Below are 12,676 nucleotides of genomic sequence, written 5' to 3'. Positions count from 1 at the left end.
ACACTTCCTTCCAGAAATGCCCATCTCGTTCGCAATTCTGGCATCGAATGTGCTTATTCGTGTAATCCTATTACTTCGAGGTGTGCAATGCAAACGTCTGGAACCAACCTGGTGCAGCATCCGCTGCCAACGCCTGAACTGCGGGGCCGCCGCAAGCTGCTGGGTGCTGCGGCGCTGACCGCAGCCCTCACCCTGGCCTGCAGCGCCAGCTGGGCCCAAACGGCCGCCACCGCCCCAGTCAAGGGCGGCGCCGCCAACCTCGCCATGGTGGGCGAGCCCCAGGGCCTGGACCCCATGGTGAGCACCGCCGACCTGGTGGGCACCATCATGCAGCACGTGTACGAGCCGCTGTACACCTTCGACGCCAACTGGGCCATCGCCCCCATGCTGGCCGAGGGCCTGCCCACCGTCTCCAAGGACGGGCTGGCCTACACCATCCCCCTGCGCAAGGGCGTGAAGTTCCACAACGGCCGCGAGATGACGGCCGACGACGTGGTGGCCTCGCTACAGCGCTGGATGGAGCTGAACCCCCGTGGCAAGGCCGTGGGCAAGGAAGTGGCCTCGCTCACCGCCAAGGGTGCACTGGCGGTGGAACTGAAGCTGAAAAATCCTTACGCGCCGCTGCTGGCCCAGCTGGCCCTGCCCAGCGGCATGGCCGCCATCATGGCCAAGGAGAGCATTGCGCCCCAGCTCAAAGACTTCGTCGGCACCGGCCCCTACCAGTTCAAGGAACGCCGCCCCGACCAGTTCACCGTGCTGGTGCGTTTTGACGGCTACGCCAGCCGCAAGGAAGCCGCCAGCGGCTACGCCGGCAAGCGCGAGGCGCTGCTCGACGAGCTGCGCTTCGTGCCCGTGCCCAGCGCCAACACGCGCGTTGAAGGAGCGCTCTCGGGCCAGTTCCAGTACGCCGACCTGCTGCCGGTGGAGGCCATTGGCCGCATCGAAAAAGGCGCCCCGGCCGTGGTGCCCATCGTGACCAAGAACTTTGGCTTTCCGTACATCGTGTTCAACACCAAGGAAGGCGTGCTGGCCTCGCAGCCCCTGCGCCGCGCGGTGCAGACCGCCGTGGGCGCGGGCGAGCTGCTGGCCGCAGGCTTTGGCGACAACCGCTTCTTTGTGGTGGAGCCCAACTTCTTCCCCAAGGGCACGCCGTATTACTCGGACGCGGGCAGCAAGCTCTACAACGAGCGCAACCCGCAGGCCGCCAAAGAGCAGGCGGCCAAGGCCAGCTACGGCGGCCAGCCCGTGCGCATCATGGCCAGCCGCCAGTACGAGTTCCACTACAACATGGCGCTGGTGATGTCCGAGCAGCTCAAGAAGGCGGGCTTCAAGACCGAACTGCAGGTGGTGGACTGGGCCACGCTGGTGCAGCGCCGCAACGACCCCAAGCTGTGGGACGTGTACTTCACCCACTCGGGCCTGTTCCCCGAGCCCATGCTCTCGCCCCCGCAGCTGGGCGACGGTGCGCCTGGCTGGTGGGATTCGGCCGACAAGAAGGCCGCGCTGTCTGCATTCAACCAAGCGACGGACCCCGCCAAGCGTGGCGCGCTGTGGGGCAAGGTGCAGCAGGTGGTGTACGACGAAGTGCCCTTCATTGAGGTGGGCAAGTTCAACGGTTTGTCGGCCCGCTCAGCCAAGCTCGTGGGCTACACGCCCGCAATCTGGCCGTTCTTCTGGAACACGGGCTTGGCCAAGTAAGCAGGGGCAGACAGCACCATGATGCGATTTCTGTTGAAGCGCCTGGGCGGCGCCGTGGTGGTGCTGGCCCTGGTGGCAGTGCTGGTGTTCTGCCTCACGCGGCTGGCCTCGGGCGACCCCGTGGCGCTGCTGCTGGGCGACCAGGCCACCGCCGCCGACATTGCCCAGGCCCGCGCGCAGTACGGTCTGGATAAGCCGTTGCCTGTGCAGTTTGGGCTGTGGGTGGGCGAGCTGCTGCAGGGCAACCTGGGGCACTCGCTGTTTCTGCAGCGCCCCGTGGCCCAGGCCCTGCTGGAGCGGGCCGAGCCCACGCTGTTCCTGGCGCTGTTTGCCGTGGGCATCGCGGCGCTGGTGGGCGTGCCCTGCGGCATGGCGGCGGCCGTCTGGCGCGGCAGCGCCACCGACCAGGCCGTGAGTGGCGTGGCCATGCTGGGCGCGAGTGTGCCCAGCTTCTGGCTGGGCCTCATCCTGATTCAGCTGTTTGCGGTCAAGTTGGGGTGGTTTCCGGCCTCGGGCTATGGCGACCCCACGGCCACGCTGGGCGAGCGGCTGTCGCACCTCATGCTGCCCGCGCTGGTGCTGGGGCTGCTCAACTCAGCGCTCATCATCCGCTTCACGCGCGCCTCCATGCTCGACATCCTGGGCGAAGACTACGTGCGCACCGCCCGCGCCAAGGGCCTGCCCGAGGGCACCATCATGGTCAAGCATGTGCTGCGCAATGCGCTGGTGCCCATCGTCACCGTGCTGGGGCTGACCATGGCGCTGATGATCGGTGGCACCGTGGTGACCGAAACCGTCTTCAACCTGCCCGGCGTGGGCAACCTGGTGGTGCGGGCCGTGCTGCGGCGCGACTACCCCGTGATCCAGGGCACGCTCTTGGTGATTGCCGCCATCTACGTCTTCATCAACCTGGCCATCGACTTTCTGTACACGCTGGTGGACCCCCGCATCCGCCTGGAAGCCCCATGAACCCGAGCCCTTCCTTCTGGCACCGCCTGCGGGCCGTGCTGCGCCGACTGTTCGCCCGCAAGGTGGTGCTGGCCGCCGCCGTCGTGATAACACTGGTGGCGAGCATTGCGGTCGTCTTCCCCTGGGTGTCCGACGCGGACCCCAATGCCCTGTCCATCAGCGAGCGGCTGCGCGCGCCCTCGAGCACGCACTGGGCGGGCACCGACGAGCTGGGCCGCGATGTGTTGCTGCGCATCGTGCACGGCGCGCGCTATTCGCTGCTGATTGGCCTGGTCACCGCTGCGGGCGCCGTGCTGCTGGGCACGCTGCTGGGCATGTTTGCAGGGTTCTTCCGCAAGCTCGACGCCCCGCTGATGCGCCTGGTGGACGCGATGATGTCCTTCCCCGACATCCTGCTGGGCATTGCCCTTGTGTCCATCCTGGGCGTGTCGCTATGGAACGTGATGCTGGCGCTGGTCATCGTCTACACCCCGCGCGTGGCCCGCGTGGTGCGCGCCACCACGCTGGTGCTGCGCGAACTGCTGTTTGTGGACGCAGCACGCGCCCTGGGCGTGCGCACGCACCTCATCCTGTGGCGCCACATCCTGCCCAACCTGATGTCGCCCATCCTGGTACAGGTGACGTTCATCTTTGCCTACGCCATCCTGGCCGAGGCGGGCCTGTCCTTTCTGGGCGTGGGCGTGCCGCCCGACATCCCCACCTGGGGCACCATGATTGCGGGCAGCCTGGACTATGCCGACAAGGCGTTCTGGACCATTTTTGCCCCCGGCGTGGCCATTGTGCTCACGGCCCTGTCGCTGCAGATGCTGGGCGACGGCGTGCGCGACCTGCTCGACCCCAAACTGAAGAAGACCGTATGACCTCCCCCACGATGAGCGCCGCGCCGCGGCTCGAAGTCAGCGGCCTGTCCACCTCGTTCGCCACCGATGCAGGCCGCATCCAGAGCGTGGCCGATGTGTCCTTTGCCATCCACCCCGGCGAAACGCTGGCGCTGGTGGGCGAATCGGGCTCGGGCAAGTCGGTGACCAGCCTCACGCTCATGGGCCTGCACGCCCGTACCTCGCAGGCGCAGGTCACGGGCCAGGCCTGGTTTGTGCAGCGCGACGGCCGCAAGGTCGATGTGCTGGCCATGCCCGAGGCCGAGAAGCGCACGCTGCGCGGCAACGAGCTGGCCATGATCTTCCAGGAGCCCATGACCAGCCTGAACCCCGTGCTGACGGTAGGCGAGCAGATTGCCGAGTCCGCCCGCCTGCACCTGAAGATGGACCGCAGCGCCGCACTGGCCCACGCCCGCCGGATGCTGGAGCTGGTCGAGATCCCCGCCGCTGCGCAGCGCGTGCACGAGTACCCGCACCAGCTCTCGGGCGGCATGCGCCAGCGCGTGATGATTGCGCTGGCCATGGCCTGCAACCCCACGCTGCTGATTGCCGACGAGCCCACCACCGCGCTGGACGTGACCATCCAGGCGCAGATCCTGGCGCTGATGGGGCGGCTGCAGAAAGAGACCGGCATGAGCATGCTGTTCATCACGCACAACCTGGGCGTGGTGGCGCAATACGCAGACGCCGTGGCCGTGATGTACGCCGGGCGCATTGTCGAGTCCGCACCTGTGCACGACCTGTTTGCACGGCCCGAGCACCCCTACACGCGCGGCCTGCTGGCCTGCCTGCCCGGCGTGGCCCGGCGGCAAGCCCTGGCGGCAGGCACGCCCGCCCACGGCCGGCGGCAACTGGTCGCCATACCGGGCCAGGTGTCCAGCCCGCTCGCGCCCCCGCCCGGCTGCGCCTTTGCGCCGCGCTGCGCCCGCCAGCAACCCGACTGCACCCACGCCATGCCCGCGCTGGAGGCGGCAGGCCCACGCCGCATGGTGCGCTGCCTGCACCGCGAGGAATACGCCGAACCCGCCGAGGTGAGTGCATGAACGCCGTCCTGAACCCACCCCCCACCATGGCCCCGACCGATACCGCCGCACCGCTGCTGGAAATTGCCCACCTGCGCAAGCATTTCGGCAGCGGCCCGCACCCCGTGCGCGCGGTGGACGATGTGAGCTTCACCATCCGCCGGGGCGAGACCATGGGCCTGGTGGGCGAATCGGGCTCGGGCAAAAGCACCATTGGCCGCCTGCTCACGCGCCTGGTGGACCCGACCAGCGGGCAGATGCGCTACCACGGCGGTGCTGCACCGCAAGACCTGGCACAACTCTCGCAGTCGCAATACCGGCCACTGCGCTCGCAGATCCAGATCATTTTTCAGGACCCCTACGCCAGCCTGAACCCCCGCATGCGCATCCGCGAAGTGCTGGCCGAGGCGCTGGATACGCACGGCCTGGCCAAGGGCGCTGCGCGCCTGCCGCGCATCCACCAGTTGCTGGAGCAGGTGGGCCTCAGGCCCGAGCATGCCGAGCGTTTTCCGCACGAGTTCTCGGGCGGGCAGCGCCAGCGCATTGGCATTGCGCGAGCGCTGGCGGTGGAGCCCCAGTTCATCGTGGCCGACGAGCCGCTGTCGGCGCTGGATGTGTCCATCCAGGCGCAGGTGGTGAACCTGCTCGGCGAACTGAAAGAGCAGCTGGGCCTCACGCTGCTGTTCATCTCGCATGACCTCGATGTGGTGGAGTACCTGTGCGACCGCGTGGTGGTGCTGTACCTGGGCCGGGTGATGGAAATCGCCCCCACCGAGGCGCTGTATGCCACACCTCAGCACCCCTACACCCAGGCCCTGCTGGCCGCAGCACCTATCCCTGACCCCGCCCAGCGCCGCAGCATTGCGCTGCTGCAAGGCGACCTGCCCAGCCCGGCCAATCCGCCCTCGGGCTGCGTGTTCCGCACCCGCTGCCCGCAGGCCGAGGCGCGCTGCGCCAGCGCCGACATGCAGCTGCGCGAGGTGGCCCCCGGCCACCTGCACGCCTGCTGGAAAACCGCACCGACACACCCCGCACCATGACCGACGAACTCCTGCTTGACCACCGCTGCAAGGGCTACCCGCTGCACGCCGCCCCCTGCCGCCCCGCCGACCTGGGCCAGCGCGGCTGGAACGTGCTGGCGGGCGACCTGCCCTTGCCCATTGCCGTCATCCGCGAAAGCGCCCTGGCCCACAACCTGGCCTGGATGCAGGCCTACGCCGAGCGCAAGGGCGTGGCCCTGGCCCCACACGGCAAGACCACCCTGTCGCCCGAGCTGTTTGCCCAGCAGCTGCAGGCGGGCGCCTGGGGCCTGACCTTTGCCACCGTGTACCAGCTCAGCGTGGGGGTGGAGGCCGGTGCACGCCGCGCCATCATCGCCAACCAGGTGCTGTGCGACGCCGACCTGGACGGGCTGCACGCACTGCTGCAGCGCCACGCCGACCTGCGCGTGTGGTTCCTCATCGACAGCCTGGCGCAGCTGCGCTGCATTGAAGACTGGGCCGAGCGGCGCGGCCACACTGCGCGTGGTGAACGGCGCCTGGATACCTTGCTGGAGATGGGCGTGCCCGGCCAGCGCACCGGCTGCCGCACGCTGGAAGAAGCCCTGGCGCTGGCCCAGGCCATGGCTGCGTCGCCCGCCGTGCAGCTGGGCGGGGTGGAGTGCTACGAAGGCGGCGTGGCCCGCTGCGACAGCGAACACGATGCACGCGAGGTCACGGCGCTGGTGCGCCGCGTGACCGAGGTGGCCCGCGCCTGCGATGCGCAGGGCCTGTTTGCCGATGCCGAGATCCTGCTCACCGCAGGCGGCTCGGCCGTGTTCGACCTCGTCATTCCGCTGCTGCGCACGCAGGGTCTGTCCAAACCCGTGCTGGGCGTGCTGCGCTCGGGCTGCTACATCACACACGACCATGGCAACTACGAGCGCTTTCTGAAGCATGTGGAGCAGCGCGAGGGGCTGGACGACTCGCTGCGCCCGGCGCTCGAAGTCTGGACCCTGGTGCAGTCGGTGCCCGAGCCCGGGCTGGCCTTGCTCAGCGGCGGGCGGCGTGATGTCTCGTACGATCTGGAGATGCCCGTGCCTGTGCGCTGGGCGCCGCGCCACGAGCGCCGCGCTGCCAGCATCCCCACCGGGTGGACGGTGAGCGCGCTCAACGACCACCACGCCTACCTGCGCTACGACCCCGCAACAGGCCCCGCCCCCGCCGTGGGCGACAGGGTGGCCCTGGGCATCTCGCACCCCTGCACCACTTTTGACAAATGGCGCTGGCTGCCCGTCGTGGACGACGAAGGCACCATCACCCGCGCCATCAGCACCCGTTTTTGACCATGTCCAAAGCTACCCCTACCAGCCTGCTGCAGCAACTGCGTGAGCGCCAGCCCGAACTGCCCGAGGCGCAGCGCAGCGTGGTGCGTGTGGTGCTGGACGACCCGCGTGCCGCCGTGGTTGCCACCGTGGAACAACTGGCCCAGCAGGCGGGCGTGTCCATGCCCACCATCGTGCGCACCTGCCGCAGCTTTGGCCACGATTCGGTGCGCGAATTCATGGTCGCCCTGGCGCAGGATCTGGCCGTCTCGGGCTCGCACCTGCACCGCAGCGTGCTGGCCGACGACAGCGCGCAGGACGTGGCCAGCAAGATCGTGCACGCGGCCGTGTCGTCGCTGACCGAGCTGGGCCGCAACCTCGACGCCGAAGTGCTCGACCGCGTGGCCGAGCGGCTGGCGCAGGCGCGACGCATCGACTGCTACTCGGTCGGTGCCGCCTCCACCTTCATGGCCAGCGAACTGCAAAGCCGCCTGTTCCGCCTGGGCTGCACGGCCAACGCGATTTTTGATGCGCACCAGCAGCTGGTGTCGGCCAGCACGCTGGGGCCCGATGGCGTGGCCTTTGTCATCTCGCACGTGGGGCGCATGCCCTATGCGCTGGAGGCCGCGCGCTTTGCCCGCTCGCAAGGTGCCACCGTGGTGGCGCTGACCCAGCCCGGCACGCCGCTGGCCGAGGTGGCCGACCTGGTGCTGGCCGTGTCGGTGCCGCAAGACGCGGTGATGCGCGTGGGCACCGAGGCCTATCTGGCCCACCTGGTGGTCATCGAGATCCTGACCGTGCGCCTGGCGCAAAAGCTGGGCCCCGTGGCCACCCGCGGGCTGCAGCAGTTCAAGCAGCTGCTGCACAAACACGGTTTTGACAGCGCCGAATACGTTGGCGCGTTTGACAGCCACGCGGGCCAGAGCCACTCCAGCACCGCCAGCCACCCCACAGACCCATCGCGCGGCCGGGCCGCTGAGGAATGACATGGCGCATGCAACGCTGCTGAGCAACGGCCGCATCGTGGACGGCACGCCCCGCCCCGGCTGGGTGGGCGACCTGCTGATCGAGGGTGATCACATCACCGCCCTGGCCCCGCACGGCCAGATCGCCCCCGCCGCCCTGGCCCGTGCCCGGGCCAACGAACACTTCACCGAGGTGGACTGCACCGGCCGTGTGATCGCCCCGGGCTTCATCGACGTGCACACGCACGACGACGCCGCCGTGCTGGACGCGCCCACCATGCTGCCCAAGCTATCGCAGGGCATCACCACCGTCATCGTGGGCAACTGCGGCATTTCGCTGGCCCCCGTGGTCACCGACAGCCCGCTGGCTCCGCTCTCGCTGCTGGGGCGCCTGCAGTTTCGCCACGCCAGCATGGCCGACTACGCACGCGCCGTGGACGCGGCCCAGCCCGCCGTGAACGTGGCCGCACTGATGGGCCACACGGCCCTGCGCATGCGCCACCTGGCCGACCTGCGCCAGACCGCCACCGCCGACGAGCGCGCCGCCATGGCCGCCGACATGGAAGAAGCCATGGCCGCCGGGGCGCTGGGCCTGTCGTCGGGCATCTTCTACAGCGAGGCCTACGCGGCCGATGTCGAGGAGCTGGTGGCTGTCGCCTCTGTGGCAGCCCGCCACGGCGGTGTGTATGCCACGCACATCCGCGACGAGCTGGCGGGCATCCTGCCTGCGCTGCAGGAGGCCGCCCTCACGGCCCGCCAGTCGGGCCTGCCGCTGGTCATCTCGCACCACAAATGCGCCGGCCCCGCCAACTGGGGCCGTACGCGCGAGACGCTGCCGCTGATCGACCAGCTCGCCGAGCAGCAAGAGATTGCGATGGACGTGTACCCGTACACCGCAGGCTCCACCGTGCTGCGCGAGGACCTGGTGGACGGCATCATCGACATCCTCATCACCGGCAGCCAGCCGCACCCCGAGATGGCCGGGCGCTACCTGGCCGACATCGCGCGCGAGTGGGGCGTGCCCCAGCAGGAGGCCGCCGTGCGCCTCCAGCCCGGTGGTGCCTGCTACTTTCAGATGCGCGAGGACGATGTGGAGCGCGTGATTGCGCACCCGCTGTCCATGATTGGCTCAGATGGCCTGCCACACGACGAACGACCACACCCGCGCCTGTGGGGCGCGTTCCCGCGCGTGTTGGCCTGTTACTGGCGTGAAAAAGGCTTGCTGCAACTCGAAGAGGCCGTGCACAAGATGACCGGCCTGTCGGCCCAGCGCTTTCGCCTGGGCGGGCGCGGGCTCCTGCAGGCGGGGCACATGGCCGATGTGGTGGTGCTGGACCCCGAGCGCGTGCGCGATCTCGCCACGTTCGAGCAGCCCCAGCAGTTCAGCGAGGGCATCGAGCAGGTGTGGGTGAACGGCGTGCTGAGCTACACCGCAGCGCAGCGCGCCACGGGGGCGCGGGCGGGCCGCTTTGTGCGGCGCCAGAGCGCGGCCCTGGGGGACACGCCATAGCAAGGGCGCGCCTCGATAGCTATCAAAGAAATAGCTTAAAAGGCATGATCACCGCGCGCAGGCGGCATTTTTGAGCCCTGTTTTTGAGTCCGGCTATTTGGCAGGACGGGTGAGCGACAGGCGCCGCATGAGCTGCTGCACCAGATCGGTCCGCATGTTGCGGTAGAGCAGCGCCTCTTCGGCTTCCTTGGCCAGGGCAATGGTTTCGTTGTAGCTGATGTCGCGCTGCTGCAGCAGCTCGGTCTCGGGAATCAGCTCGGCGCCCGCCGGGGTGCGCAGGCGGAACTTGATGCGCAGGCGCAGCTGCAGCTCGCGTACCTGGCCCGATGCGTTGAGGCCCACCACCACACGCTCCTGCTGCTCCTGCAGCAGGTCGAAGATGGCCTCCGCCGTCGGCATGCTGGCCGGGTCGCGCAGCACCTTGAGCTGGCTGCCCGACCCGTCGAGCGTGCGCTGCAGCTCCCGCGCCAGCGGCGAACTGGCTGGGGCCACGATGTAGAGCGAGCCAAACCCGAACTCCGGCACGCCACGCAGCCGGAATCCGCAGGCAGACAACAGGGCCACGGGGGCCAGGCTGAGCAGGGTGCGTTTGTTCATGGGGTCAGACCACCACGTTCACCAGACGCCCGGGCACCACGATCACGCGCTTTGGATGAGCGCCCGCCGCATGCGCCGTGAAGGCTTCGCTGGCCAGCGCAATACGCTCGATCTCGGCCTTGTCGGCCTGCGCCGGCACGTGGATGGAGCCGCGCAGCTTGCCGTTGACCTGCAGCATGAGTTCGATCTCGTCCTGCACCAGGGCGCCAGCATCGACCTGCGGCCAGGGTGCATCGAGCAGATCGCCCAGCGCACCGGCATAGCCCAGACCCGTCCACAGGCTGTGGGCGATGTGGGGCGTGGCGGGGTACAGGCAGCGCAGCAGGATGCCAAAACCTTCGATCAGCGCCACCTGGGCACCGGCCGAGTCGGTGGCCTTGAAGTCTTCGAGCGCGTTGATCATCTTCATCGCACCCGACACCACGGTGTTGTACTGCATGCGCTGGTAGTCGTAGTCCACCTGCTTGAGCACGTTGTGGATCTCCAGGCGCAGGGCCTTGGCTTCCTTGCCAAACTGCACGTCCTGCAGGCTCTTGGCGCCCGCCACGCTGGCCAGGGCCGCATCGCGGTCAATCGCCGAGAGCTTGAGACCGAAATTCCACACGCGGCGCAGGAAGCGATAGCTGCCCTCCACGGCGGCGTCGTTCCACTCCAGCGTGGCTTCGGGCGGGGCGGTGAACATGGTGTACAGGCGGGCCGTGTCGGCGCCGTACTTCTCGATCAGGTCCTGCGGGTCCACGCCGTTGTTCTTGGACTTGGACATGGTGCCCACGCCTTCGTAGTCGATGGGCGTGCCCACGGGCAGCAGGCCGTCGCCGCTGGTGGCTTCGTTCTTGAGCTTGGCGCCGATGATCTTGCCGCCTTCGTCCAGCACATGCTCCACGTCGTGCGGCCAGAAGTAGTCCTTGCCGCCCTTGGCGGTGCGGCGGCTGTAGATGTGGTTGAGCACCATGCCCTGCGTGAGCAGCTTGGTGAAGGGCTCGTCCACTTTCACCAGCCCCAGGTCACGCATGACCTTGGTCCAGAAGCGCGCGTACAGCAGGTGCAGGATGGCGTGTTCGATACCGCCGATGTACTGGTCCATCGGCATCCAGTAGTCGGCACCACCGGCCACCATCGCATCGGCGTTCTTGGGGTCGCAATACCGCATGAAGTACCACGAGCTGTCCACGAACGTGTCCATGGTGTCCGTCTCGCGGCGGGCAGGCTTGCCACACACGGGGCAGGTCACACCCGCGTGGAAGCCTTCGTGCTTGTGCAGCGGGTTGCCCGAGCCGTCGGGAATGCAGTCTTGCGGCAGCACCACGGGCAGGTCTTTTTCGGGCACGGGCACAGCGCCGTGCTCGTCGCAGTGGATGATGGGGATCGGCGTGCCCCAGTAGCGCTGGCGGCTCACACCCCAGTCGCGCAGGCGCCAGGTGGTCTTCTTCTCGCCCAGGCCCTTTTGCTGCAGCGCATGGGCCACGGCGTTCACCGCGTCCTTGTAGTTCAGGCCGCTGAAGCTGTCGGAGTTGATGGTCACTCCGCGCTGCTTGTCGCCGTACCAGTCGTTCCACTGGTGGTAGTCGAAGTGTTCGCCATCGACCAGCACCACCTGCTTGATCTCGATGCCGTACTTGAGCGCGAACGCGAAGTCGCGCTCGTCGTGGGCGGGCACGCCCATCACGGCGCCATCGCCATAGCCCATCAGCACGTAGTTGCCGACCCAGACCTGCACCTTCTCTTCGGTCAGCGGGTGGGTGACGAACAGGCCCGTGGGCACGCCCTTCTTCTCTTGCGTGGCCAGCTCGGCCTCGGTGGTGCCGCCGCTCTTGCACTCTTCGATGAAGGCTTGGAGCGCAGGGTTGGTTTTGGCGGCATGTGCGGCCAGCGGGTGCTCGGGCGCCACGGCGCAGAAGGTCACGCCCATGATGGTGTCGGCGCGCGTGGTGAACACGTACATCTTGCCGTCGCCGATCAGCGCACCGTCGTCGCCCGCGATGTCGTGCGTGAACGCAAAGCGCACGCCCTCGCTCTTGCCGATCCAGTTCTCCTGCATCAGCTTGACGCGCTCGGGCCAGCCGGGCAGCTTGTCGCCGGTCACAAAGCCCAGCAGTTCTTCGGCGTAGTCGGTGATCTTGAGGTAGTAGCCGGGGATCTCGCGCTTTTCGACCGTAGCGCCCGTGCGCCAGCCCTTGCCGTCAATCACCTGCTCGTTGGCCAGCACGGTCTGGTCCACCGGGTCCCAGTTCACCACCTGGGTCTTGCGGTAGGCGATGCCCTTTTCGAGCATCTTCAGGAACAGCCACTGGTTCCACTTGTAGTACTCGGGGTCGCAGGTGGCGACTTCGCGGCTCCAGTCGATGGCCAGGCCCATGGCCTGCATCTGCTTCTTCATGTACGCGATGTTTTCGTACGTCCACTTGGCCGGTGGTACGCCGTTTTTCAGCGCGGCGTTTTCGGCGGGCAGGCCGAAGGCATCCCAGCCCATGGGCATCAGGACGTTGTGGCCGTTCATGCGCAGGTAGCGCGTGAGCATGTCGTTGATGGTGTAGTTGCGCACGTGGCCCATGTGCAGCTTGCCGCTGGGATAAGGCAGCATCGAGCAGGCGTAGAACTTCTTCTTGCTGGTGTCTTCCGTCACGCGGTAGGCGTCGGTGGCGGTCCAGTGGTCGTGCGCAGCGCGCTCGACGTCTTGGGGAAAGTATTTGTCTTGCATGGGGGCTCGGGGTGAGAGAAGAGTGCAGCCGCTGGCC

The 12,676-nt window shown here is 67.9% G+C and carries 10 protein-coding genes; 8 read left to right on the top strand and 2 right to left on the bottom strand.

The genetic code is table 11. The annotated features are described in order from the left end of the window. Nucleotides 1-87: 87 nt before the first annotated feature. The 8 genes from AC07Z7_RS17445 to AC07Z7_RS17410 are packed head-to-tail and all read left to right on the top strand — an operon-like array spanning nt 88 to nt 9,344. The gene (locus AC07Z7_RS17445) at nt 88-1,698 is read left to right on the top strand and encodes an ABC transporter substrate-binding protein (protein WP_494767052.1); all 1,611 of its coding nucleotides are present in this window, start codon (nt 88-90) and stop codon (nt 1,696-1,698) included. Between the two features lie 18 nt (nt 1,699-1,716). After that, nucleotides 1,717-2,667 (top strand): ABC transporter permease, encoded by a 951-nt coding sequence (locus tag AC07Z7_RS17440; RefSeq protein ID WP_252658173.1) that lies wholly within the window; start codon nt 1,717-1,719, stop codon nt 2,665-2,667. Next, on the top strand, nt 2,664-3,527 hold the full coding sequence (locus AC07Z7_RS17435) for an ABC transporter permease (protein ID WP_494767051.1): 864 nt from the start codon (nt 2,664-2,666) through the stop codon (nt 3,525-3,527). The genes AC07Z7_RS17440 and AC07Z7_RS17435 overlap by 4 nt, the downstream gene beginning before the upstream one ends. Next, on the top strand, nt 3,524-4,588 hold the full coding sequence (locus AC07Z7_RS17430; RefSeq protein WP_494767050.1) for an ABC transporter ATP-binding protein: 1,065 nt from the start codon (nt 3,524-3,526) through the stop codon (nt 4,586-4,588). The genes AC07Z7_RS17435 and AC07Z7_RS17430 overlap by 4 nt, the downstream gene beginning before the upstream one ends. Nucleotides 4,589-4,614: 26 nt before the next feature. Further along, nucleotides 4,615-5,607 carry an ABC transporter ATP-binding protein gene (locus tag AC07Z7_RS17425; RefSeq protein ID WP_494767049.1) on the top strand — a complete coding sequence of 331 codons (993 nt, stop codon included), beginning with the start codon at nt 4,615-4,617 and terminating at the stop codon, nt 5,605-5,607. Next, nucleotides 5,604-6,890, top strand: a complete 1,287-nt coding sequence (locus AC07Z7_RS17420) for an amino acid deaminase (RefSeq protein ID WP_494767048.1) — start codon at nt 5,604-5,606, stop codon at nt 6,888-6,890. Before AC07Z7_RS17425 ends, AC07Z7_RS17420 begins: the two co-directional genes overlap by 4 nt. 2 nt (nt 6,891-6,892) lie before the next feature. Then, complete coding sequence (locus tag AC07Z7_RS17415) at nt 6,893-7,855, top strand: MurR/RpiR family transcriptional regulator (RefSeq protein WP_094291826.1); 963 nt, start codon at nt 6,893-6,895, stop codon at nt 7,853-7,855. 1 nt (nt 7,856) lies between these two features. Then, a complete protein-coding gene (locus AC07Z7_RS17410; protein WP_494767047.1) occupies nt 7,857-9,344 on the top strand; it encodes an N-acyl-D-amino-acid deacylase family protein in 1,488 nt (495 codons plus the stop codon). Nucleotides 9,345-9,437: 93 nt separating this feature from the next. Here AC07Z7_RS17410 and AC07Z7_RS17405 read toward each other — a convergent pair whose 3' ends face one another. Further along, complete coding sequence (locus tag AC07Z7_RS17405) at nt 9,438-9,941, bottom strand: LPS-assembly lipoprotein LptE (RefSeq protein WP_494767046.1); 504 nt, start codon at nt 9,939-9,941, stop codon at nt 9,438-9,440. A gap of 4 nt (nt 9,942-9,945) precedes the next feature. Next, nucleotides 9,946-12,639 carry a leucine--tRNA ligase gene (gene leuS / locus AC07Z7_RS17400; RefSeq protein ID WP_494767045.1) on the bottom strand — a complete coding sequence of 898 codons (2,694 nt, stop codon included), beginning with the start codon at nt 12,637-12,639 and terminating at the stop codon, nt 9,946-9,948. Nucleotides 12,640-12,676 lie beyond the last annotated feature (37 nt).

The sequence above is a fragment of the Acidovorax sp. GW101-11A03 genome, assembly GCF_059424825.1.
Note: the sequence above shows the minus strand (reverse complement) of the source record. Positions and strands in the feature narration are given on the sequence as shown.

What these genes read in the sequence shown, in the direction of transcription:
- AC07Z7_RS17415 (WP_094291826.1), top strand. Translation starts at nt 6,893, where the DNA reads ATGTCCAAAGCTACCCCTACCAGCCTGCTGCAGCAACTGCGTGAGCGC.
- AC07Z7_RS17425 (WP_494767049.1), top strand. Translation starts at nt 4,615, where the DNA reads ATGGCCCCGACCGATACCGCCGCACCGCTGCTGGAAATTGCCCACCTG.
- AC07Z7_RS17445 (WP_494767052.1), top strand. Translation starts at nt 88, where the DNA reads ATGCAAACGTCTGGAACCAACCTGGTGCAGCATCCGCTGCCAACGCCT.
- AC07Z7_RS17420 (WP_494767048.1), top strand. Translation starts at nt 5,604, where the DNA reads ATGACCGACGAACTCCTGCTTGACCACCGCTGCAAGGGCTACCCGCTG.
- leuS (WP_494767045.1), bottom strand. Translation starts at nt 12,639, where the DNA reads ATGCAAGACAAATACTTTCCCCAAGACGTCGAGCGCGCTGCGCACGAC.
- AC07Z7_RS17405 (WP_494767046.1), bottom strand. Translation starts at nt 9,941, where the DNA reads ATGAACAAACGCACCCTGCTCAGCCTGGCCCCCGTGGCCCTGTTGTCT.
- AC07Z7_RS17410 (WP_494767047.1), top strand. Translation starts at nt 7,857, where the DNA reads ATGGCGCATGCAACGCTGCTGAGCAACGGCCGCATCGTGGACGGCACG.
- AC07Z7_RS17435 (WP_494767051.1), top strand. Translation starts at nt 2,664, where the DNA reads ATGAACCCGAGCCCTTCCTTCTGGCACCGCCTGCGGGCCGTGCTGCGC.
- AC07Z7_RS17430 (WP_494767050.1), top strand. Translation starts at nt 3,524, where the DNA reads ATGACCTCCCCCACGATGAGCGCCGCGCCGCGGCTCGAAGTCAGCGGC.
- AC07Z7_RS17440 (WP_252658173.1), top strand. Translation starts at nt 1,717, where the DNA reads ATGATGCGATTTCTGTTGAAGCGCCTGGGCGGCGCCGTGGTGGTGCTG.